General features: G+C 68.0%; 20 protein-coding genes. 8 read left to right on the forward strand and 12 right to left on the reverse strand.

The features are described from left to right. Nucleotides 1-7: 7 nt before the first annotated feature. The 4 genes from L0C25_RS10390 to L0C25_RS10405 form a co-directional block, all read right to left on the reverse strand. Nucleotides 8-1576: an LLM class flavin-dependent oxidoreductase gene (locus tag L0C25_RS10390; protein WP_271636420.1), complete on the reverse strand. Its 1569-nt coding sequence runs from the start codon at nt 1574-1576 to the stop codon at nt 8-10. Beyond that, nucleotides 1573-1938 carry a tetratricopeptide repeat protein gene (locus L0C25_RS10395; RefSeq protein ID WP_271636421.1) on the reverse strand — a complete coding sequence of 122 codons (366 nt, stop codon included), beginning with the start codon at nt 1936-1938 and terminating at the stop codon, nt 1573-1575. Before L0C25_RS10395 ends, L0C25_RS10390 begins: the two co-directional genes overlap by 4 nt. 114 nt (nt 1939-2052) lie before the next feature. Further along, nucleotides 2053-2967, reverse strand: coding sequence for a hypothetical protein (locus L0C25_RS10400; RefSeq protein WP_271636422.1), 915 nt, complete (start codon nt 2965-2967; stop codon nt 2053-2055). Beyond that, the gene (locus L0C25_RS10405; RefSeq protein WP_271636423.1) at nt 2964-4085 is read right to left on the reverse strand and encodes a sulfotransferase family protein; all 1122 of its coding nucleotides are present in this window, start codon (nt 4083-4085) and stop codon (nt 2964-2966) included. The genes L0C25_RS10400 and L0C25_RS10405 overlap by 4 nt, the downstream gene beginning before the upstream one ends. Before the next feature lie 222 nt (nt 4086-4307). Here L0C25_RS10405 and L0C25_RS10410 point away from each other — a divergent pair, with 222 nt between their 5' ends. The 3 genes from L0C25_RS10410 to L0C25_RS10420 are packed head-to-tail and all read left to right on the forward strand — an operon-like array spanning nt 4308 to nt 7490. After that, entirely contained in the window at nt 4308-5861 is a 1554-nt protein-coding gene (locus tag L0C25_RS10410) for a glycosyltransferase family 2 protein (protein WP_271636424.1), read from the forward strand. Further along, the gene (locus tag L0C25_RS10415) at nt 5858-6739 is read left to right on the forward strand and encodes a sulfotransferase family protein (protein ID WP_271636425.1); all 882 of its coding nucleotides are present in this window, start codon (nt 5858-5860) and stop codon (nt 6737-6739) included. The genes L0C25_RS10410 and L0C25_RS10415 overlap by 4 nt, the downstream gene beginning before the upstream one ends. A 40-nt stretch (nt 6740-6779) precedes the next feature. After that, a complete protein-coding gene (locus L0C25_RS10420) occupies nt 6780-7490 on the forward strand; it encodes a sulfotransferase domain-containing protein (RefSeq protein ID WP_271636426.1) in 711 nt (236 codons plus the stop codon). Here L0C25_RS10420 and L0C25_RS10425 read toward each other — a convergent pair. Both L0C25_RS10425 and L0C25_RS10430 read right to left on the reverse strand, forming a co-directional pair. Then, nucleotides 7487-8173: a response regulator transcription factor gene (locus L0C25_RS10425; RefSeq protein ID WP_271636427.1), complete on the reverse strand. Its 687-nt coding sequence runs from the start codon at nt 8171-8173 to the stop codon at nt 7487-7489. The genes L0C25_RS10420 and L0C25_RS10425 overlap by 4 nt on opposite strands. Next, on the reverse strand, nt 8170-9399 hold the full coding sequence (locus tag L0C25_RS10430) for a sensor histidine kinase (protein WP_271636428.1): 1230 nt from the start codon (nt 9397-9399) through the stop codon (nt 8170-8172). The genes L0C25_RS10425 and L0C25_RS10430 overlap by 4 nt, the downstream gene beginning before the upstream one ends. 166 nt (nt 9400-9565) lie before the next feature. Between L0C25_RS10430 and L0C25_RS10435 the strand changes: the two genes are divergently transcribed. The 5 genes from L0C25_RS10435 to L0C25_RS10455 all read left to right on the forward strand — a co-directional run bounded on the left by L0C25_RS10435 (nt 9566) and on the right by L0C25_RS10455 (nt 15223). Continuing rightward, a complete protein-coding gene (locus tag L0C25_RS10435; protein ID WP_271636429.1) occupies nt 9566-9901 on the forward strand; it encodes a hypothetical protein in 336 nt (111 codons plus the stop codon). Further along, complete coding sequence (locus tag L0C25_RS10440) at nt 9888-11330, forward strand: cytochrome P450 (RefSeq protein ID WP_271636430.1); 1443 nt, start codon at nt 9888-9890, stop codon at nt 11328-11330. The genes L0C25_RS10435 and L0C25_RS10440 overlap by 14 nt, the downstream gene beginning before the upstream one ends. Before the next feature lie 92 nt (nt 11331-11422). Beyond that, nucleotides 11423-12403: a cutinase family protein gene (locus L0C25_RS10445; RefSeq protein ID WP_271636431.1), complete on the forward strand. Its 981-nt coding sequence runs from the start codon at nt 11423-11425 to the stop codon at nt 12401-12403. Nucleotides 12404-12434: 31 nt separating this feature from the next. Further along, nucleotides 12435-13790, forward strand: a complete 1356-nt coding sequence (locus L0C25_RS10450) for a choice-of-anchor G family protein (protein WP_271636432.1) — start codon at nt 12435-12437, stop codon at nt 13788-13790. A gap of 32 nt (nt 13791-13822) precedes the next feature. Beyond that, nucleotides 13823-15223 carry a M1 family metallopeptidase gene (locus tag L0C25_RS10455; RefSeq protein WP_271636433.1) on the forward strand — a complete coding sequence of 467 codons (1401 nt, stop codon included), beginning with the start codon at nt 13823-13825 and terminating at the stop codon, nt 15221-15223. 1415 nt (nt 15224-16638) lie between these two features. On the opposite strand, the gene L0C25_RS10460 is transcribed toward L0C25_RS10455, so the two are convergent. From L0C25_RS10460 to L0C25_RS10485, 6 genes are all read right to left on the reverse strand, one after another. Next, entirely contained in the window at nt 16639-17031 is a 393-nt protein-coding gene (locus L0C25_RS10460; protein ID WP_271636434.1) for a GntR family transcriptional regulator, read from the reverse strand. Nucleotides 17032-17046: 15 nt separating this feature from the next. Next, nucleotides 17047-18066, reverse strand: a complete 1020-nt coding sequence (locus tag L0C25_RS10465) for a sulfate/molybdate ABC transporter ATP-binding protein (protein ID WP_271636435.1) — start codon at nt 18064-18066, stop codon at nt 17047-17049. Nucleotide 18067: 1 nt separating this feature from the next. Further along, nucleotides 18068-18877: a sulfate ABC transporter permease subunit gene (locus L0C25_RS10470; RefSeq protein ID WP_271636436.1), complete on the reverse strand. Its 810-nt coding sequence runs from the start codon at nt 18875-18877 to the stop codon at nt 18068-18070. Next, complete coding sequence (gene cysT / locus L0C25_RS10475; protein WP_271636437.1) at nt 18870-19721, reverse strand: sulfate ABC transporter permease subunit CysT; 852 nt, start codon at nt 19719-19721, stop codon at nt 18870-18872. The genes L0C25_RS10470 and cysT overlap by 8 nt, the downstream gene beginning before the upstream one ends. Further along, nucleotides 19718-20731 carry a sulfate ABC transporter substrate-binding protein gene (locus L0C25_RS10480; RefSeq protein WP_271636438.1) on the reverse strand — a complete coding sequence of 338 codons (1014 nt, stop codon included), beginning with the start codon at nt 20729-20731 and terminating at the stop codon, nt 19718-19720. Before L0C25_RS10480 ends, cysT begins: the two co-directional genes overlap by 4 nt. 163 nt (nt 20732-20894) lie before the next feature. After that, on the reverse strand, nt 20895-21425 hold the full coding sequence (locus L0C25_RS10485) for a class I SAM-dependent methyltransferase (RefSeq protein ID WP_271636439.1): 531 nt from the start codon (nt 21423-21425) through the stop codon (nt 20895-20897). Nucleotides 21426-21533 lie beyond the last annotated feature (108 nt).

Consider the following 21533-nt stretch of genomic DNA (forward strand, 5'->3'; position numbering starts at 1 on the left):
CAACCCCTCAGCCGAAGCCGTGCGCCGCAAGCGGGTGCAGCAGCTCGCGCTCCTCGTACGACAGGTGCGAGAGCAGCGTGTCGGTGAGGAGGTCGACCTGGCGCTCGAGCTCGTCGAGCGCGTTCTGCCCGGCGGAGCCGTACCCTTCGTCGTCGACGAGACCGACGAGTGCGCGATCGAGGGCTTCCAGTACGTCGGCGATGACCTCGTGCTCGTGTTCCAGGCGATCCAGCACCGGAGCGAGGCTTGGTTGAGCGCGGCGTAGGTGCGGGAAGATGCCGCGATCCTCGAGCGTGTGGTGCCCCGCGACGATGCGGCAGTACGACTCGCAGAACGCCCCGAGCGTCCAGTTGTTCTGTCGGATCGCCATCGTGTTGATGATCGAGCGGGCGGCGCCCACCTGCAGGCTGCCTGCGCGTACCTGACCGAGTACCGATCGCACCTGGTCGAGCTCGCTGCGCAGCCCGTCGTGCACGTCGATCAGGTGCTGCGGCACCGCCTGTTGCGCCGGCGTGTACGCGGCGTCCGCGGGAGGCGCGGTGGTCGGCCGGACGCTTTCGTCCCAGTCGAGCTCGCCGGTGAGACGGGTGCCGTCGTCGGCGGTCGGGTGGACCGTCAGCGCCTCCGCCCCGTCGGGCACGCGGCGTGATTCGGCAGCGCGGTCGCCGGCGTGATCGTCTGCGTGAGCGTCGGGCCGGGAGCGCTCCGCCGCGACCAGCTCGCGTACGGCCGGTGCGACCTCCGAGGCGAACCGTCGGACGTCGTCGGGGTCGTCGCTGCCGAGGATGAACGTGCTCATCCCTTGCTCGAGCACGAGGCCGGTGAGCTGCTCGGCCCAGTCCGCGGGTGAACCCTCGAGGAACGCGGCGCTGGTGCCGAAACGCCCGGAGACGTTGTACATCCGGCGAATCGCCTGCGGTGCGCGTCCGGCGGCCGCGGCCGCCTCGTCGATGCGCGCGTTCATGTCCGGTAGTTCCTGCGGGCCTGCATACCCCTGGCTCGGAACCCACGCGTCGGCTAGCTCGCCAGTGGCGCGCAGCATCCGCGGCTTGTACGCGCCGAGCCAGATGGGAATGTCGTGCGCCGGCGTGGGCCCCGCGTGCATGCCGTGGACGCGGTAGTGCTCGCCGTCGACCGTCAGCGACCCGCCCTGCCAGAACCCGCGGATGATGCGTATCGCCTCGATGAGCGCGTCGACCGCCTCGCGTGGTGTCCGCCGGGCGCCTCCGCTCGCCGCGATCGCGTCCCAGAACGCGCCCGCGCCGAGACCGAGCTCAACCCGCCCGCCCGTGACCAGATCGAGCGTCGCGGCCGACTTCGCCAAGACCGCCGGCGGGCGCAACGGCAGGCTCGCCACGTTGGGCGAGATCCGGATCGCGTTCGTACGCGCGCCGATCGCCGACAGCAGCGTCCAGGTGTCGCCGAACCGCGACTGGTACGGGTGGTCCTGCATCGTCAGCAGGTCGAGCCCGGACACCTCGGCAAGCGAGGCGAGCTCGAACGTCTCGTGCACCCGCCCCGCATCGGGGGTCACGAAGACGCCGAACTCGACCTCCAGTCCGTAATCGGACGTCACCCTTGCCCTCCCGCTGTCGCCGTCGCCCGGTGTGGACGCAGCAGCTCGTCGTCACCGGTCAGTGCGGCGGCGATGCGCCGGTGTTTGGTCGCCTCGTCGTGGCGGGACTGGCGCTCGAGGGTACGCGCGAGCATGTGGTGCGCGTACGACTCGATCGGATCGCGTTCGATGACCTCCCGCAGCTGTGTCTCGGCCGGGCTCAGCAAGGCGGCGTGGAAGTACGAGCGGGCGAGCAGCATGCGTACCCCGACGTCCTCGGGGCTCTGCTCGACGATGCCGGTGAGCTCGTGGATCGCACCCCGGTAGTCCCGCGAGTCGAAGTACCTCTGTGCGAGGTCGTAGCGCAGTGCGCGCGTGTCCATGACGCCCTCCTTCGGGTCCCGCGTCGAGGCATTCACTTGATGCCTCAACTAACTGTTCATGGAACGGCTGGGGGTGGTCGGGTATTCCGGGCGTGCTTTCCCTCGTATGAAGCGCTACACGTTCACGGGCTGCTTCACGATGGGGCGGTCGGCTTGGGGGAGCCAGGTGTTGGTGACGTGGTCGATGACGTGGATGCCGGGGGGTGACTCGATCCGGATCACGGCTTCCATGCTGTCGGCGGGTTCGCCGTTGGCGAGGGCGTTGAAGACGGTCCATTCGCGGCGTTTGCGGAGGGTGCGGACGCTGGTGGCGAAGGCGTCGGGGTCGGTCCAGTGGGAGAACTCGTCGGAGTCGAGGTACTTGAGTTCGACGCAGAGGCCGCCGGGGAGGGTGAGTCGTTCGACGTTGTCGGGGAAGAGGCGTAGTTCCCATTCGAAGGCTTTGACGAAGGTGTAGTCGGGGCCCATCGGATAGATCCAGGGTTCGATGTTGCGGAGGCCGACGTCGAGGTACGCGACCCGGTCGCTCTCCACGAACAGCGGATGGCGCGGCATGGTGACGACGGTGGGTGCGTTGCCGAGCTGCCAGGACAGGTCGGCGAAGGTGGCGGCGCCTTCGCGGGTGAGGACCATGTCGCCGTCCCATTTCAGGGAGTACGTGGTGGTGGCGTGGGAGAACGACCAGTTGTAGAAGTAGGCGAGGTTGTGCAGGGAGCGTTCGGGGGTGGCGAGGTGTTCGGGTCCGCAGCGGCTGACGTCGAACGGGTAGTTGGCGACGGTGAGCCGATCGCTCAGGTTGCGTTCGGCGGCGGTACGTCGGGTCACTTCTGAGGTGCCGTCGTCTGACTGGTTGTCGACGACGACGACGTGTTGGCAGGCCTCCAGCAGAGGTGGTAGCACCCACGGCATGGAGCGAGCTTCGTTCTTCACCCGCAGCACCGCGGTCATCCCGGGCGCGAGGTCGCCCCGCTCCCACGGCCAGGACACGTCGTACTCGTGGTGCCCTTCCAGATTGGCCAGTCCGCTCACGGCTGGCCCCCGCGGTGCGACAGTACGCGCCGAACGCCGCGTCGTACGGATGGCGGAATCTTCGCGCGCTGATCGTGCGGGATCCGATCGACCAGCCGCGCGACGATGCTCGACGACGACCCGGGCGGCGTGGGCTGGGCGGCCGGCTGCCCGGAGCGGCGAGCGGCGAGCAGCGAGGAGTAGACGACCGCCTCGGCCTCCTCGTAGTACGCCGAATACGCTTCGCGCAACGTGTCGAGCTCGGCGTGCACGGGCGCGGACTCGACGTCCGGATCTGCCAGCAGGTTGAGCTGGTCCCAGGTCGCCGCGGCGAGGTCGCGAAGCGGTGCAGGAACCTGGACGTCGTCCCAGGTGAGGCGTACGCGATGCAGCGAGGGGTCGATGAAGTTGTGCACCTTGCGCATCCGGTCGGCCGACGCCACCTTGACCCGCGCCAGATCGAGCTCGTCGCCGGTGCGGACGAGCGACGTCGTCCAGTCGTCGAGAAGCTCGTCGTAGCGTACGAAGACCCGCTTCGAACCGCGGGTCGACCGCTCGGTGTGCAGCATCATGTTCACCCACGCGGCCGTGCCATGTGCGTCGCCCATGCGGTTGTTGTAGTACTTCTGCTTGCTGCCCACGACCTCCGTCGGCGGGCGCAGCATCGTCGCGAAGCACGGCGTCGCACCCGCACGGATCGCGGCGACCCGCCACAGGCCGAGGAACCACGCGAGCCGTGGATCCTTCAGCACGACCTCGTCGTGCTCGGCGAACTGCTCGGACAGCCAGTCGGTTGCCCGCTGACGTACGCCCTCGCGAGCCGTCGGCCGCCCGGCCTCGAACCACGCCCGTGGACGGGCATCCGACACCTGCACATTGGTGCGGCGGAGCAGCTCGGTGTGGAAGTCGACCAGCCACTGCGGCTCGGCGAACCCGCGCGGGTTCGTCGCATCCGGTACGACCTCCGGTTGCGGGATGTACAGGCCGAGCTCGCGCAGGATGCCCGCCAGCGTGCTCGTGCCGCTGCGTCCCGAGCCGGCGACGAACACGACGGTCCTCGCCCGATCCTGCGGCACCGCCGCGGCCTCAGGCAGTGGAACGGCCGACCCTGCCGGTGTGCTCGCGGACGGGACGCGCATCTACGGCTCCTCTGTCGTCGCACCCTCGTGTCGCTCAACCCCTGACAGCAGTGATCGAGCCACGACTCACCGGGGGCATTCTCCCACGACGGGCGGATCAGTGCAGTGAACCAGCAAAAGTACGAAAGCTCCCGGCCGAACTGCCTTCGGTGTGTCATGATGCGGCTTCGGAGGGGATCTCGGCCGGGCGGCTCCGGCGCACGGCCATTGAGCAGGGATGGCATGGAGCACGTGCAGCATCCTCGGAGCGACCGGGTCAACGGCGCGACGCAAGGCCTTCGGCTGAGCGTCATCGTCCCGGCGTACAACGTCGCGCCGTATCTGGGCGCGTGCCTCGACAGCATCGTCGCCCAGACGTACGCGCCCAGCGAGGTGATCGTGGTCGACGACGGGTCGACCGACGCGACCCCGGCGGTGGCGTACCAGTACGCGGCGGCGCACCCTGACGTGCGCGTCGTGACGACCGGCAATCGTGGGCTCGGCGCGGCCCGCAACCGCGGAGTCGCGGAGTCGCGCGGCGACCTGATCGCGTTCGCCGACTCCGACGACACGGTCGCCGCAGGCGCCTACCAGAGCCTGGTTTCGGCGCTCGCCCGGTCGGGCTCCGACTTCGCGGTGGGCTCGATGCGCCGGATCGACGACGGCTCGTACGATGAGCCGGGCTGGATCCGATCGCTGCATGCGCGCCCACGTAGCGGCATCACGGTCGAGGACTACCCCGAGATGCTCGGCGATGTCTTCGCGTGGAACAAGGTGTTCCGGCGGGCCTTCTGGCATCGGCACCGGCTCTCGTTCCCCGAAGGCGTCCGGTACGAGGACCAGGTCGCCATCACCCGCGCGTACCTCGCGTCCCACGGCTTCGACGTCATCTCGCCCGTGGTGTACAACTGGCGGATCCGCACCGATGGCTCGGCGATCACCGACACCCGAGACGACCTGGACGATCTCGTGGACCGAGTGGCCACCAAGCGCGACTCGCTGCAGCTCGTCGAGGCCTTGGGTAGCGCGACGACGCGGACGGTGTTCCGTGAACGCGTGCTGTCGGGCGACCTGTGGCGATACTTCGCACACATACCCGGATGTACGGACGCGTACTGGCAGCATCTACACGAGGCGGTCCGCGAGTTCTGGACCGACGACGAGCTCGAGCGCAGCCCGCTGTCGCTCCCGAACCGGCTCGTCGGCTGGCTCGTACGGCAAGGGCGACGTCGCCAGGCTGCCGCCATCGTGCGGTACGCGGCCGCGTGCGGAGATCGGCTGCCGACGATGGTCGCCGGTGGTGAGGTGCTGGCCGAGCTGCCGTACTGGAACGACCCGGAGGCGCAGGTGCCACTGCGGCTGTACCGGTTGCGCGACGCTGAGCTGGGCTGGCGGGCAGCCTTGCATTCGGTACGGATGGACCAGGGCAGCCTCGTACTCGAGGGATCGGCAGGGTTCGACGCCGTCGGACTCGACGACGCGACCGCCAGCGTCGTCCTGTCCCTCGGAGTCGAGCGCCTGGTATCGCGCGTCGAGCCGGCCGCGGGGTTCAAGGCGACCTTCGATCTTCGTCGACTCGCCGCCGCCGGCAACGGCGCCGCCGCACCAAGGGTCTGGGCGGCGTACGTACGGCTGGAGGCACGGGCCATCATGTACAAGGGTCCGTTCACGCAGGCATCGGCCGATGCGAGCGGCTACGAGGTCGTCGACGCCGCCGCCATCGAGGCCGGCTTCGGCCGGACCGGACTCACGATCACGGTGCTGCCGGCATCGGAGTACGACGAGGAGGATTCGTGAGCGATGCGGGTTCTGTGACACCGACCGTGGAGGCACCCCCGCTTCCCATCACCTTCTCGGTCGTCGGCGTGCAGAAGGCCGCGACCACGACCCTGTACACGTTGCTCGGCCGCCACCGCCGGATCGTGCGCGGTGAGATCAAGGAACGACACTTCTTCGACGACGAGACCCTCGAGTGGGACCCTCCGGACTACGCCGACTACCACGCGATTCCGACCAAACCATGGCATCGGATCGCCGGCGACATGACGCCGATCTACCTGTTCTGGCCGCGGGCCCTGGAACGGATGCGTGACTACAACCCGGATATGCGCTTGATCGCCAGCTTTCGCGATCCGATCGAGCGGGCGTTCTCGCAGTGGTCGATGGAACGCGACCGCGACCCGTTCTTCCCCGACTTCGATGACGTCATCGCCGATGACCGGTTCGCTGCCCTTCCCGCGGCCGCCGCGGCCGACAGCCGAGACGTCACCATCCGTACGCACACGCTCGCGGCGCGCGGACTCTACGGGCAGCAGGTACGTCGCGGGCTCGAGTGCTTCGACCGCGACCAATGGCTGATGTTCGACTTCCGCGACCTGGTGGGAGAGCCGACGTCGACGCTCGACCGCGTCACCGACTTCCTCGGGATCGATCGCTATCGGCGCTATCCCAGCCTGACGCGGAGCCATGCAGGGACGAGCGACCACCGTGGGGCTCCGCCGTCCGGCGACGCGATCCGCGCACTGGCCGACCTCTACGGCCCCGACCTCGCCGACTTCGAGGCGCTCTCGGGTGTCGACACGTCACCGTGGCCGACGTCGAAGGTGCTGGCGGGCGATCTCGACCCGGGCGACCTCGCCGCGCAACTCGCCAAGCGTGCCGGCCTGGTTGGCTGAGCACGCAGGCACCTCGCGGCCGTACGCGTACGCTACAGCCATGCATCGCGGACCCGCGTGGCTCGGTATCGGCGCGCAGCGCAGCGGTACGACCTGGTTGACCGATCTGTTGGTCCAGCACCCGGACGTCGGAGTGGGCACGAACGGCAAGAAGGAGCAACAGGCACTGCAGCGGATCGCCCGCGGAAGACTCGACGAGGGCGACTACCTCGCACAGTTTCCCGACGACGGTCTCCGCCGCGGCGACTTCACCCCGCGCTACCTGAACAACGCATCCGTCCCCGCCGTCGCCTCGCGGCTCCTGCCCGACGGCGCGCCGATCGTGGTGATCCTGCGCGACCCGGTCGAACGGCTCGCGTCCGGACTGCGACGTCGGGTGAAGTATCCACGCCATGCCTGGCCGTACGAGGCGGCGCTCGCGTACGGCCAGTGGTGCGGGATGTACGCGCCGCAACTCGACCTGTGGGCGGGAGTCGTCGGCGCCGAACGGATTCGCGTCTACACCTATGAGGCTGTGCGTCACGACCCGGCACCCGCGTGCGCCGACATCTGGGGCGCGGTGGGACTTCCGCCGGCGCCACTCACGGAGGTGTCCGCACCGTCGTCGTCATCGGCCGGCGAGTTCGTTTGGGAGTGGCCGGATGGGCTGCAGGCAGCCGTCACCGCGTTGTACCGACCGCAGCTCGACGAGCTCGCCGAGCGGTGGGGCGTACGCACCGACCTCTGGCCGAACTTCGCCGAGACGAGCTAACGAGAGCCGTTCGTCTCGTCGGGTACGACGATGCCGTGGTCGAACGCGTACACGACCGCGGCGGCGCGGTCACGCAGCCCGAGCTTGGTGAAGATGCGGCCGATGTGGCTCTTGACCGTCAGTTCCGAGATGTGCAGTGTGCCGGCGATCTCGGCATTCGACAGGCCCCGCCCGATCGCCTGCAACACCTCGTACTCGCGGGTGGTCAACGCCTCGCTCGGTGCAGACTGCCGCGTCGGCGGCGCACTTCGATAGGTCGTGAGTACGCGCGTGGTGACGGCCGGGTCGAGCCAGGACTCGCCGCCGGCCACGGTGCGTACCGCGCGGATCAGGTCCTCGGCCGGCGAGTCCTTGAGCACGAATCCCGCCGCACCCGCGCGCAGCGCACCGGACAGCATCTCGTCATCGTCGAACGTCGTGAGTGCGAGCACGGCGGGCGCGGTGGAGTCCGCGCGTAGTCGTCGGGTGGCCTCGATCCCGTCAACGCCCTTCATCCGCAGGTCCATGACCACGACGTCGGCGGGCTGGCCGGCGAGTGCATCGGGCACGTCGGCCCCGTCCGCGCACTCGGCGACGATCTCGAAGCCGTCGCGTCGGCGCAGGATCCTGCGCAGGCCGGAGCGTACGAGCTCCTGGTCGTCGACCAGGAGTACGCGGATCGAGGGATTCGCGGACTCGCTCACGGCATGACCCTTCGTACGATGCAGGTGGGATCGTCGATCGCGACCTCGGTCGCCGTGGCGTCGCCTGCCGGGACCACCATCTCGACGACCCAGTGATCGTCGTCGGGACCGGTACGACAGCCCCCACCCAGCTGCTCGGCGCGCGAGGCCATGCCGGCCAGCCCGGAGCCGTCGCCGAGCGGCGTACGCGGTTCGGGCATCGGGTTGCGTACGTGGAGCCGCGCCCGGTGTGCGTCGATATCGAGTCGCATCCGTACCGGGGCCGACGGCGCGTGCTTCGCGACGTTCGCGAGCGACTCCTGCGCGACGCGGTAGATGCCGAGGCCAACGGCCGGAGTCAGCGACGCGAGGTCGCCGTGTTCCTCGTACGACACGGCGAGGCCGGCGGCGCGTACGTTCTCGACGAGCTCGCGCACCTCGGTGGCCGCGGGCAGTGGTTGCGTGCCGGACGGCTCGGTGGCGAGGACGCTGACCGTACGGCGGATATCGGTCATCGCCTCGCGCCCGATGCGCTCCGCATCGCGAAGCGCGTCGACCGCCTCGTCGATGTCTTCGTCTTCGGTCAGCGCCCGCCGGGCTCCCGTCACATGCAGCAGCGTGACGCTGAGCGAGTGCCCGACGAGGTCGTGGATCTCGCGGGCGATCCGCTGCCGTTCGGCGAGCGTCGCGCGCTCGCGCTCACCGGTGCGCGCGGCTCGTTCGGCAACGAGCGCACGCATCTGCCAGCGCAGCATGGCGCCGACCATGAGTCCGAGCAGGATCTCCAGTACGTGCACCGCGCGGCCGTCGAAGCCGACGACGGCGATGAGACCGATCGACAGGGCGGTCACGACCGAGCCGATCCGGACGCCATCGGTGGCCGTGATCTGCGCACCGAGGAAGGCGAGGATCGCGGGCGCCATGTCATAGGGCGCGGAGATGCCCGAGTCGTCGGCCAACAGCCAGGCCACCGATGCGAACACCAGCACGGTCATGACCCACCACGGCAGCCATTTCTGGGTGGCGAACTCGAGCAGGAACGCGCCGACGATCACGACCAGAGACAGGGCCACCGAGCGGGGCGGAAGGAGCGCGTCGCGCTGCACCAACGAGATGACGGTGAGCATCACAGTGCTGCCGGCGCAGATCGCCGGAATCCACCACGCGTACGCGAGTCCGTGCCGCGCACCACCCTCCTCGATGCGGGCCGGAAGCCCCTTCATCGCCGCGAGGATGCCGCCGTCCATGCCTTCAGCCTAAGGAGTACGCGCGTGATCGGCATCGTCCCGTGGTGGGCAGGCCGACTCCTACCACGGTAGTAGGCCGATTGCGTACCGTCGCTCGATGCCCCGGAGGGTGCCGCGGACATAGCGTCGGGTCATCGCAACGACGCGAGATGGGGAGGCGAGAACGATGAGCTGGGACGAGACCCGCCGGCGCTGGCAGGCGATCCGCGAGATCACCTCGGTGATCGAGCGCGACGCGACGGGCGAGCTGCCCTGGGACGAGACGTACGCCGAGATCTTCGGCGACCGGGACAGCCTCGTGCGCGCACTCGAGTACCGGTGGACACTGATGGTGCAGGCACAACTCGACCCGGAGCTGCCAGACGCCGTGCTCGCCGAGACGTTCCGCAAGCTCACGGTACGCAACGCGGGCCTGCTGCGGGTCCTCGACAGATGTGCGAACGGCGAGCCGTATGCCGCCGCCACGAAACGAATGGAGGGGATCGCCGTTGTCCACGCCTGACAGCTCCGTCAACAACTCAGCGCCAACGCCGCACGGCTCGGCGCCCGTGCCCAAGGGTGACCCGGCCACCTGCCCGGTCGCACACGGCGGGGCGTTGCACCCGAGCGAGTCGACCGACTGGGGACCCAACCGGCGCTCGCGGATACCCGGCCGGGTGTTCGCCACGTGGGCGTGCGGGTACGGCTTCACCCGGTGGTTCCTCCATCTGGGGGCACGTCGAGGCGATCTGTTGGCCCGGCTCGTGGTCGACCCGCAGCTGCGCGCCGATCCGTACGCGACCTATGACGAGGTACGCAAGCGCGGGCCGGTGTTCGACGGCCGGTACATCAGCGCGACGACGCGATACAAGGCGGCCAACCACATCCTGCGTAGCGACGCGTTCGGCGTTGCTGGCGGCACCGGCGGGCTGCCGGCACCGGTCGGCAGGCTGCTCGACCGGGTCGCGGAGCCGGGCGCATTGGGCCCGCTGTCGCCTCCGTCGATGCTCGCGATCGATCCGCCGGAGCACACTCGCAACCGCCGCCGGGTCTCGCGGGTGTTCACACCCAGGGCGGTCGCCCGGCTCGAGTCGAGCGTGCAGCGCGTTGCCGACGACCTCATCGATCGCATCGTCGCCTCCGGTGCAAGCGAGTTCGACCTCGTGGAGCGGTACGCCTCACAGCTCCCCGTCGCCGTGATCTCCGACATCCTCGGTGTGCCGCAGGACATGCGTCAGCGGGTCCTGCAATGGGGCGACCATGCGGCCGTGACGCTTGATCCCGATCTCGCGTGGCGGACCTACCGCGATGCGGAGCACGACCTGCGCGCGATGTACGCCTGGTTCGACGAGCACGCGGCGTACCTGCGCCAGCATCCGGGCGAGGACCTGCTGAGTGAGCTGGCCCAGCTCGAGGGCGAGGACCGCCTCGACGACGACGAGATGCGCGCAACGGGTCTGCTGGTGCTCGGCGCCGGCTTCGAGACGACGGTCAACCTGATCAGCAACGCGGTCGCGCTGCTGGACGCGCACCCCGACCAGCTCGCGAAGGCGCGCGGCGATGACCTGTGGGACAACGCCGTCGAGGAGGTGCTTCGATACGAGTCGCCCGTCCAGCTCACCCTGCGGGAGGCGTACGAGGACACCGACGTCGAGGGCGTACGCGTGCCGAAGGGACGCGCCATCCTGGTGATGCTCGCGGGTGCGAACCGCGATCCGGAGATCTTCACCGACCCGCATCGGTTCGACGTCGCCCGCAGCAACGCCGGCGACCATCTCGCGTTCTCGTCGGGAGTGCACTACTGCCTCGGCGCGAGTCTCGCCCGGATGGAGGCGACGGTCGGGTTGCGCACGTTGTACGAACGCCTGCCGGACCTGCGGTTGAGCGGGCGTCCCGTGCGGAAGCCGACCCGTGTGCTCCGCGGGTACGAGCGGCTGCCCGTCGCGGCCTGACCCCGGCCCGGCCCCTGTCTTGCCGCAGGATGCCCGAACCACGAACACGCCCCTAGCGTTGCGACGTCGGAGTCGACCGCGAAGGGGATCTCATGAAGGTACGTGCACTGCTGGCATCCGCGGCCATGGTGGCCGGTGGATCGATAGCCGCGGTCGGAACGTCCGCCGCACCGGCGAGCGCCGATGCGCCGTGCGCACCGCTGCAGGTCGTCGGCGCGCCGGGAACCGGCTACGAGCTGATCTACAGCGCGCCCACGACGCTGCCAGGGGGCGGCACCGCGAATCTGCCGAGTGGGATCGACTTCACCAAGCCCGACGTGTTGATCGGACAGGTCGCGGCGAAGCTCCAACCCGAGCGCGACGCCGGCCGGATCACGTACCAGCAGGTCCCCTATCCCGCCGACATCGGCATCACCATGTCGTACCGCAAGTCGGTACGCCTCGGTACGAAGGCGACCAAGGCGTACATCGCGGTCAAGGCGCGCCAATGCCCGGGCAGCCGGTTCGCGCTCATCGGGTTCTCCCAGGGCGCTCGCGTCGCGGGCAATGTCTTGCACTCCATCGGTCAGGGCAATGGCCCGATCCGTCCGGACCGACTCGCGGTCGGCGGACTGTGGGCAGACCCCGGTCGGACGCAGAACGACCAACTGGTCGGGCCGGCCGTACCGGGCAAGGGCATCGACCGCATGCGCAAGGGCGGGTTCGGCGCGGTGAACTCGCGCACCTTCTCGGTCTGCGCGCCCGGCGACATCTACTGCTCCGCGGACGACTCGACGCTGCTGCGTGAGCTCGTACGCAAGTTCGGCAAGTCCGCACTCGCCGACACCTCGATCATCCGGCAGGGCCTGAGGATGATCCAACGCAACGGTTTCGACCTGCAGAAGTGGTCGCGTGCGTTCGGCGAGAAGAACGTTATGACGCTGATCCCGAAGGCGATCAAGACCGGGCTCGAGATCGACCGGTTCATTCGGGAGGGCAGCCACGGGCACTACCTCGTCGGCAACACCATCAGCGTCGATGGCCAGTCCTCGATCGACTGGATGACCGACCGTCTGCGCGAGGCAGCGCGCTGAGATGATCCGCCGGTCCGCAACGCTGACTGCAGTGTCCGCACTCATGGCCGGCGCCTGCCTCACGGCGGCGCCCGCCATGGCCGACGACCATTCGACTGCGCGAGCTCGGTTCCTCTCGGCCGACATCGCGAGCGTCGACCTCGGTCCGCTCGCCGCGCTGAAGGGTGTGACGGCTCATCAGCGCGGCGGGCGCACGGTCACCAAGACGAACAGACTCGAAGGCTCGCTGCTCGGCAACCTGATCCCGCTGAAGAAGTACGCGAAGTGGCTCGAGTTCGGTGACGCGGTCACGATCGGTGCCGTGACCCAGTTCGCGCAGGCAAAGCCGAACGGTCGGTCCCGGGCGTACGCGGGTCTGGTGAGCTCGTCCGGCCCGATCGGCGACAACGGTGGCCACCGGGTTCCGACAAGCGCCACGGTCAACCTGTCCAAGCTCATGGCCGGGCGGGTGCCGGACTTCGTCACCGACCAGGTCAAGAACCTGCATGTCGGCTTCCGTGGCCTGACCGCCGTCGGCGCGATGGACGCCAAACGCGCGGTGGCGCCCGCGTCGTCCTGCCGCAACCTCGACCACCCGAAGCACTGCCTCGGATACCAGCTCGGCAACGTGTCGGTCGGCGCCCGATTCCCCGCGCTGAAGGACTTCTACGCGAGCCTCGGCCCGATCTGGTCGGCGTTCGACGGGCGGTCCAGGCCGATCGCGCAGATCTGCAACACGATGCTGGCACCGATCCCACAGGTCAAGCCGGCCTGCGACACGTTGCGCAACAACCCGTTCATGGACGTGAGCATCAAGCCGCCCAACGCCGACCGACTCGTCGACGTGTTCCGCCGCGCGGGACGTCACCACGGCCTGTACATCGATCCGACGCGCGGCACGGTGCGACTCGATGCCGACCGGTTCCTCGCCGGGATGGGCATCGACGTCAACCGACTCGGGCAAGGCACCAACGTCGTCAGCTACGTGACCGAGGCGATCGACACCGGGATCGCGCCGGCACTGAACTCCACGGCGCAGCGGGTGATCGACGAGGTCGTACGCGAACTTGAGAAGTCGGCCATCACCATCAAGCCGGTCGGCTCCGCACCCGTCACCGTGCAGCTGAGCGACTTGTCTCCGCTCTACCAGCCGCTCGTGTACGCGCTGAAGGCGGCCGTCATGCACGGCATCTACGAGGGCGTCGGCCAGCTCACCAACCAGATCATGCCGGCTCTTCGAGAGGCCGATGCGTACGGCGATCGGGTCCAGATCCTGGCGAACATCCAGGACCGGACCGCGGGCGGCGCGTACCGCGTCACTGCGCTGCGGGTCCGGATCAACGACCAGGAGGCACTACCGGGCAACATCGACCTCGCGAAGGTCGCCGTAGGACCCAACGGTCGATGACCGGGGAGTCAATCACGACCTAGACTGCCGAAATGGGGAAGCTGCAATCGGTGACTGCGCTCGCCGCCTCGATCGCGTTGGTCGCGGGTATATCGGGATCGACCAATGCTGCGCCCGCATCGGTCGGCGACGACGGCATCGGAGATCCGTACTTCCCGAAGTACGGCAACGGCGGATACCGGGTCGCCCACTACGGCATCGACGTCACGTATCACCCGAAGAGTCGCCGCCTCGTCGGCAACACGGTCGTACGTGCGCGGGCGAAGCAACGGTTGACGCGGTTCAACCTCGACCTGCTGGTACGCGCGAAGCGCGTACGCGTGAACGGCAAACGTGTGCGGTTCCGGCAGTCGAAGCATGAGCTGGTCATCCGTCCCCGGCATGCGATCCGGCGCGGGAAGCGGTTCCGGGTGCGGGTCGCGTACGCCGGCGAGCCCGGGAGCATCCGCTGGCACGGCCGGACCGCGTTCAAGACGAACCCGCGGCTGGCGCTCGCGGCCGGCCAACCGAACGTCGCGCCGTGGTGGTTCCCGAGCAACGATCATCCGTCGGACAAGGCGCGCTATGCCATCGACCTGACTGTCCCGACCGGGCGTCAGGCGATCAGCAACGGTCGGCTCGCCGGCCGCGTCCGACACGGCTCGATGACCACGTGGCGGTGGCGGCCGCGCAAACCGATGGCCACGTATCTCGCATTCGCCACCTTTGGCGACTACCGCATCCGGCGCGGGCGTACTCAGGGTGGGCAGCCGTACCTGTACGCCGTGGAGAAGCACATCGGCCGCAAGACGGATCGCGCGGCGTGGCGCAGCCTACGCGCAACCGGCCGGGTCACGCGGTTCCTCGCCAAGCGGTGGGGACGCTACCCGTACGGCCAGATCGGCGGTGTGGTGACGCGGAGGTTCACGACCGCGCTGGAGAACCAGACCCGACCGGTGTATGACGCGTCGTTCTTCCACAACCTGAAGCGACCAGCGAACACGAGCATCATCGCGCACGAGATGGCGCACCAATGGTTCGGCGACGCGGTCGCGATCCGCCGGTGGCGCAACATCTGGCTGAACGAGGGGTACGCGACGTACTCGGCCTGGATGTGGTCCCAACGCCTTGGGCGCAACACCGTCAAGCAGCTGTTCCACTACAACTACAAGCGGCCCGCATCGGCCAAGTACTGGCGGTTCAAGGTCGCCGATCCGGGCCCGCGACGGCTGTTCCACGATGCGGTCTACACGCGCGGCGCGATGACCCTGCACGCACTGCGCCGCACGATCGGGTCGAAGGACTTCTTCGCCCTGTCGCGGCGCTGGGTGCACCGCAACAACGGCATCGGCAGCGAGCGCGAGTACCGCCGGCTGGCCGAGCACATCAGCGGCAAGGATCTCGACCGGTTCTTCCACCGCTGGGTGCACGCGAGGCACAAGCCGAAGCTGTGATTGCGGATGTCGTTCGTGCCCTTGGGATCGGCACTGGTGAGCGTGAAGCCTCCGCGACCTTGTCGGGTTGCGCATGCACTCCAAGGGCATCAATCAACGCTCTTGGCTCGGGACTCCTTCTGGAGCGTCAGCACTGGGTGGGCATGAGGCTCGTATTGACTCCCGATCAACTCGGGGCCTGACCACTAACACAGCTGTCGATTCTGGATCTGCTGTCCGCACGCCACCATCGCCCACGTTAGGTGGAGGGTCGCCGGGCTGCCGTCCGCGAGATAGTCGATGTAAAGATCGCGGACGCGAGCGCCTCGCTCGGCCACTTTCAGGACGAGAACCAACTCCTGCAGCGCTCCTCCTCCTGGACGCCCTTGCGACAGCTCCGTGACAGTGGACCCCGTGGATTCACACGTCTCCACGATCGCTGTCCCACTGATATCCGCAGAGTAGTCACCGGGAAACCAATCTCTCCCGCGACCTCGGAAGGTAGGTGGACTTCCAGTCGCAGTGTAGAATGGAAGATATCTTTCCGCGTCGGACGGGGACGCCCTCCTAATGCGACCTTCAGACAGGAATCGCAACATCGGTGTCGTGGAGATCGGGTTCAAAGTCGACTTTGTGCGGACATCCTTGAGGACGATTTCGGTCGATTCGTCACGCGAACAGAGGACGAAGCCACCAAAAGTAGCAAACCATGGCGAAACTCGTGGCGCCTGGATTGAGTTACCGCCGAGCCCTGAACTTGCCGACAGGGGCCCACTAGTATGGTCATACTCTGCCCTTGAGTTGTCGGCACCGCCATTCAAGCACGCGGTCGTTACCACCATGAAAAGCGCCCCTAAGAGGACGAGTCTTACTATCGAGCGCGCGCGCCAATTGATCGTACGCGGTCGACTCGGACCGGCGCTGCTACCGCCGACGCCCTCGCTCCATGATCTTTCCTGCAATCGCCGGAGGGTTCGTGTTGCCACAAAGTCGACGGCCGCGCTTACGAATCTTGTAGGCAAGTTTCGACTCTCCGTTGTATGCGCGAGTTACGCCTAGATCGACCCCTATTATGCCAGCGAACTTTACGCCCGCGTCGTACGAATATGAGTGCCCATCAGATTGCTTCCGCCACCAAACGCCCTTCGATCCAATCCTGGCACACCCCGTAGATTCCGCCGGTCACGACGATATGTGTTCGTCCTTTGAGCGGAACGCTCGGTGACACTACGTGGCTCTGTCGGCGTCTGGCAAGGTGCCGATCGGTGGGGGCCGGCCTTCGGTTCGACTTTCACCCAAGTGTCCGATCCTTGGCGCGATGATCCGGTCCCGTGGAGTCCCCACCATCGGGTCTCACGGGAGAAGCACCGGGACGACGAGCATGGCGTGGGCGACGAGCCGACCAGCCCGAACAGTCCAGTTCGGGGGTGACGTGCTCACGCCACGCCTTCGCTCGCCTCGTTGTGAAAGGTCGTCAACAACAGGGCCTCGACGCTCGCGTCGTCGAGCCCGGCAGCGCGGGCGCTGCGCAGCCAGCGCTGGAGTTCACGCCGCAGCGGCGCATGGGCGGCGATGGTTGCGGTCGAGATGCTCGCGCTCACGAACGTACCCACACCCGGTCGTGCCTCGACGAGTCCGTCACGCTCCAGCTCGCGGTACGCCTTGAGGACGGTGTTGGGGTTGACGGCCAGCTGCGCGACGGCCTCCTTGACCGTCGGCAGCTGGTCGCCGCGGTTGAGCATCCCGAGCGTCAGCGCATGCCGAACCTGCCGGGCGATCTGGCGATACGCCGAGACGCCGGACTCGCCGTCCAAGTAGAACTCGATCACCGCTGACTCACCCGACTACACGGCCCGGACGGTCGCATCGAGCCGCGCACCGGCGGCGGCTGCGGGTGACAACCAGACCCGCGAGCCGACGTCGAGGTCGAGGGTGCGCGCATGGGTACGGGTGAGCACGACGACGACATCCTCACTGTCGTTGGTACGTACGTTCAACCGAACCGCGAAGCCGATCCGCAGCATCCGGACGACCTCGCCCTGTGCCGCGTCCCTGGTGCCCGGCGTGGTCTCCACGTCGATGTCGTGCGGTCGTACCCGCTGCCCGTCGAGCGTCGTGACCTCACCGAGGAAGCCCATCACGAAGTCGTTGGCAGGCTCGTCGTACAGCTCGTCGGGCGTACCCACCTGCTCGACCCTGCCCTCGTTGATCACCACGATCTCGTCGGCGACCTCGAGTGCCTCCTCCTGGTCGTGCGTCACGAACACGGTCGTCACGTGTACCTCGTCGTGAAGCCGTCGGAGCCAGTCGCGAAGCTCCTTGCGTACCTTGGCATCCAGCGCGCCGAACGGTTCGTCGAGCAGGAGTACGGTCGGCTCGACGGCCAGCGCACGGGCGAGCGCCATTCGCTGGCGCTGACCACCGGACAGCTGGGCCGGTAGGCGATCCGCGAACTGGGAGAGATGCACGAGGTCGAGCAGCTCCTCGACCCGCTTCTGGATCCGTGTCCGGTCGTCGCGCCGCTGCGCAGTCAGGGGTACGCGGGCCTTGCCGGGTGCGCGGATCTCCAGACCGAATGCGACGTTCTTGGCGACGCTCATGTGCTTGAACACCGCGTAGTGCTGGAAAACGAAGCCGACGTTGCGCTTCTGCGGCGGTAGCTTCGTCGCGTCGGTCCCCTCGATCTGCACGGTTCCCGTGTCCGCCGACTCCAGGCCGGCGATGATGCGCAGCAGCGTGGACTTTCCGCCGCCGGACGGTCCGAGCAGGGCCGTCAGCTGGCCGGTCGGGATAGATACGGAGACGTCGTCGAGCGCGACGAAGTCTCCGAAGCGCTTGCCGACGCCGGCGATCTCGATGCTCATTTCAGTGCCGCTCCTTGGGACGCAGGATGGACACGACGACGATGCACAGCACGCTCGTCGCCGCCAGGATGAACGACGTGGCGTACGCCGCGCTCTGCTCGAAGTTCTGGTACTTCTGCTCGACGATCAGGGTCGCCGTCTGGGTCTGGCCGGCGAAGTTTCCCGACACGATCTTCACGGCGCCGAACTCGCCGAGGGAGCGGGCGAGCGACAGCACCACGCCGTACACGACCGCCCACTTGATGCTGGGCAGCGTGATCCGCAGGAAGGTCTGGCGGGCGTTGGACCCGAGCGATCGTGCGGCCTGCTCCTGGTCGTCGCCCACCTCGGTCAGCGTCGGCACGACCTCGCGGATCACCAGCGGTAGCGCGACGAAGCAGGTCGCCATGATCATGCCGGGGCTGTTGAAGATCACCTGGAGGCCGGCTCCCTCGACCGATGGTCCGAACCAGCCGTCGCGCCCGTTGTAGACGAGCAGCAGCGCCAGACCGACCACGACCGGTGAGACCGACAGCGGCACGTCGATGAGCGCGGACAACAGTCGCTTGCCCGGAAACTCGTAGCGAACCAACAGGATCGAGATCGTCACGCCGAACACCAGGTTGATGACGACGGCCCACAGCGCGACCTCGGCGGTGAGCATCAACGCGTTGCGTACGTTCGCGTCGGAGAATGCCTCGTCTAGGGCGGTGAAACCGTCGGCGAAGGTGTGCTTGACGACCAGCGCCACCGGCCAGGCGACGAGCAGGAACACGTACACCAGCGCGACGAGCCGGAGCCCCCAGCGCACGGCGGTGCCTCGACTACCCACGACGCGCCACCCTCCGCTGCAGGATGTCGAGCCCCACGATGACCACCAGCGCGACGGCAAGCATCACCGATGCGAGGGCCGCGGCGGCCGCGTTGTTGCCGTTCTCGATGAACGTCAGCACGCGTACCGACACCACCTCGGTCTCGAACGGCAGGTTGCCCGACAACAGCACCAACGAGCCGTACTCGGAGATGGCACGGGCAAACGACAGGGCGGCACCGGCGGCGATGGCCGGCGTCAGGCTCGGCAGGATGATCCGCCGGAAGATGGTGAGCCGTGCCGCCCCGAGAGACGCCGCGGCCTCCTCGACCTCGGGCTCCAGCTCCTCGAGGACCGGCTGCACCGTGCGTACGACGAACGGCAGGGTCACGAACGCGAGCGCGAGAGTCACGCTGTGCTTGGTGTTCGCCCACTCGAGTCCGAGTGGGCTGTTCGTCCCGTACAACGAGAGCAGCACCAGGCCGGCGACGATCGTCGGCAGCGCGAACGGAATGTCGATCACGACGTCCATCGCGGACTTGCCCCAGAATCGGTCCCGGACGAGCACCCACGCGATGACGGTGCCCATCACCACGTTGACGGCGGTCACCACCAGGGACTGCCCGACGGTCAGTCGGATCGCGGCCCACGTCTGCGCGTTGGAGAGCGTGGTCACGTACTGGTCCCAGCCGCCGCCGGCCGCCGTCGCGACGACCGCGGCGAGTGGGATCAGTACGAGCAGGCTGAACCACATGACGGCGATGCCGAGGCCGAGGGACGAACCCCGGGTGAGCGTGGAGCCCGGACCCGACCGGGGCTTGTTGCGCCCCGGCCGGGTCAGGCGCTCGGCAGTCGCAGACGTCATCCGGTCTGACCCGTCTTCTGCTGCAGTTCGGGAATGATGCCGGACTCCTCGTCGAAGAACTTGGCGGCCGCGGCGTCCCAGCCGCCGAAGTTGTCATCGATCGTGTAGAGCGTCTTCGGCTCCGGGAACGGGTCGCTCGGGTCGTTGGCGCCCTCGACGTCGGTGGTGACGCCGTCGATGACCGGGCGGAACCCACTCTTCGCGTAGTCCAGCTGCGCATCCTTGCTGAGCATGTAGTCCAGGAAGTCCTGCGCTGCAGGCGCGGCGTCGGAGGTGACGGTCGCGGGGTTCTCGATCAACAGCGTGTCGTCGGGAACCACGTAGTCGACGTCCTCGCCCTGCTGCCTGGCCAGGATCGCCTCGTTCTCGTACGACATGAGGACGTCGCCGTTGCCTCCGGTGAACGCGGTCGTCGCCTCCCGCCCGCTGCCGGGCAGGGCGATGACGTTGTTCAGGAACTTCGTCACGTACGCCTTGCCGGCCGCATCGTCCTCCTTGCCCTTGGTGGCATGGGCCCACCCGGCGAGGATGTTCCAGCGCGCAGAGCCCGACGAGCCGGGGTTCGGGGTGATGATCTCGACGCCGGGCTTCACGAGGTCGTCCCACGTCTGGATGTTCTTCGGGTTCCCCTTGCGTACGACGAAGACGACGACCGACGACGTCGCGATTCCCTTGGTCGGTCCGGACTTCCAGTCCTTGTCGACGAGTCCGACGTCGACCAACCGGGTCACGTCGGTCTCGAGAGAGAAGTGCACGACGTCGGCGTCGAGATCGTTCTCGACCGCGCGGCTCTGGTCGCCGGACGCTCCGTACGACTCCTTGAAGACGACGCCGTCGCCGGCGTCGGTCTCCTGGAAGTCGGAGATGATCGGCTTGTTGGCGGCCTCGAGGACCGAGTATCCAACCAGACTCAGCTGGTCGTCGGACGATGCACCGCTGCTCGAGCAGGCGGTCAAGGCCAACGCCCCAGTGAGCGCTCCTGCCACTGCGAACTTCAGCTTGTGTTTCATTACGGCCCTTTCCCGCCCCGCGGAGGGGCTAACTCATGAATCTCGAGTAGTATAGGCGACTAAGGCGATAATACAATCCCATGGTTCGGCTCGGCGGGATTTCGCGGTATGACGTACGCCGACGGCAGGCGTCCTCGGATCGCCTGCCGTCGGGTGCCGGTGGTCAGCGCAGCGGGCGCCGCGCGGTCGTCGACAGCATCAGGTACGAGCTGACGGCGAAGCCCGGCTCATCCATGAGGCGAAGGAAGTCGTCGACCTCATCCGCGGTCGCCAGGCCGGAGTCGATCATGCGGTCGCGGGTCTGCAACGCGTTCGCCTTGTGCAGTTGGGTTCCGAGCGTGCCCCCGCGCCATACCTCGCTGTACCCGCGTACCGTCGCGTCGACGAAGCCCAGGTCACCGACCGCGCGGTACGCGTTACGTCCCCACGCGATGTCCGCACCCGCCGTGGACAGCGCCGGTAGTCGCCGCGTGTCGATGTCGGTCGCCAGGACCGAGCCGGACCCGCCGACGCGTGACGCCAACCATGCCGCGATCGAGCCGTTGCCGGCCCCGATCTCCAGGCAACGGTTCCCGCTGCGAAGCCCGGTCGCCGCCAGCCACTCGCGGCACCACGGGTCATACAGCTCGAGCGCCGCGAACCTGTCGGGCGCCTGCGCACCCGTGTTGTCGAAGACGTACGTCGTCACACTCATCACCCCATTCGCGGGCGGAGTCGGGGAGGACCAACCCCTCCCCGGCTCCGTGACCGGCGCCGTCGGCCGGCCATCCCCCGGCGCCGACGACGCTAGGCGGCTCCGCTC

Origin of the sequence: Solicola gregarius, from assembly GCF_025790165.1 — a bacterium.
In the GTDB taxonomy this organism is placed as follows: Bacteria; Actinomycetota; Actinomycetes; order Propionibacteriales; family Nocardioidaceae; genus Solicola; species Solicola gregarius.

What these genes read in the sequence shown, in the direction of transcription:
- L0C25_RS10395 (WP_271636421.1), bottom strand. Translation starts at nt 1,938, where the DNA reads ATGGACACGCGCGCACTGCGCTACGACCTCGCACAGAGGTACTTCGAC.
- L0C25_RS10405 (WP_271636423.1), bottom strand. Translation starts at nt 4,085, where the DNA reads ATGCGCGTCCCGTCCGCGAGCACACCGGCAGGGTCGGCCGTTCCACTG.
- L0C25_RS10410 (WP_271636424.1), top strand. Translation starts at nt 4,308, where the DNA reads ATGGAGCACGTGCAGCATCCTCGGAGCGACCGGGTCAACGGCGCGACG.
- L0C25_RS10420 (WP_271636426.1), top strand. Translation starts at nt 6,780, where the DNA reads ATGCATCGCGGACCCGCGTGGCTCGGTATCGGCGCGCAGCGCAGCGGT.
- L0C25_RS10430 (WP_271636428.1), bottom strand. Translation starts at nt 9,399, where the DNA reads ATGGACGGCGGCATCCTCGCGGCGATGAAGGGGCTTCCGGCCCGCATC.
- L0C25_RS10435 (WP_271636429.1), top strand. Translation starts at nt 9,566, where the DNA reads ATGAGCTGGGACGAGACCCGCCGGCGCTGGCAGGCGATCCGCGAGATC.
- L0C25_RS10445 (WP_271636431.1), top strand. Translation starts at nt 11,423, where the DNA reads ATGAAGGTACGTGCACTGCTGGCATCCGCGGCCATGGTGGCCGGTGGA.
- L0C25_RS10455 (WP_271636433.1), top strand. Translation starts at nt 13,823, where the DNA reads ATGGGGAAGCTGCAATCGGTGACTGCGCTCGCCGCCTCGATCGCGTTG.
- L0C25_RS10465 (WP_271636435.1), bottom strand. Translation starts at nt 18,066, where the DNA reads ATGAGCATCGAGATCGCCGGCGTCGGCAAGCGCTTCGGAGACTTCGTC.
- cysT (WP_271636437.1), bottom strand. Translation starts at nt 19,721, where the DNA reads ATGACGTCTGCGACTGCCGAGCGCCTGACCCGGCCGGGGCGCAACAAG.
- L0C25_RS10480 (WP_271636438.1), bottom strand. Translation starts at nt 20,731, where the DNA reads ATGAAACACAAGCTGAAGTTCGCAGTGGCAGGAGCGCTCACTGGGGCG.
- L0C25_RS10485 (WP_271636439.1), bottom strand. Translation starts at nt 21,425, where the DNA reads ATGAGTGTGACGACGTACGTCTTCGACAACACGGGTGCGCAGGCGCCC.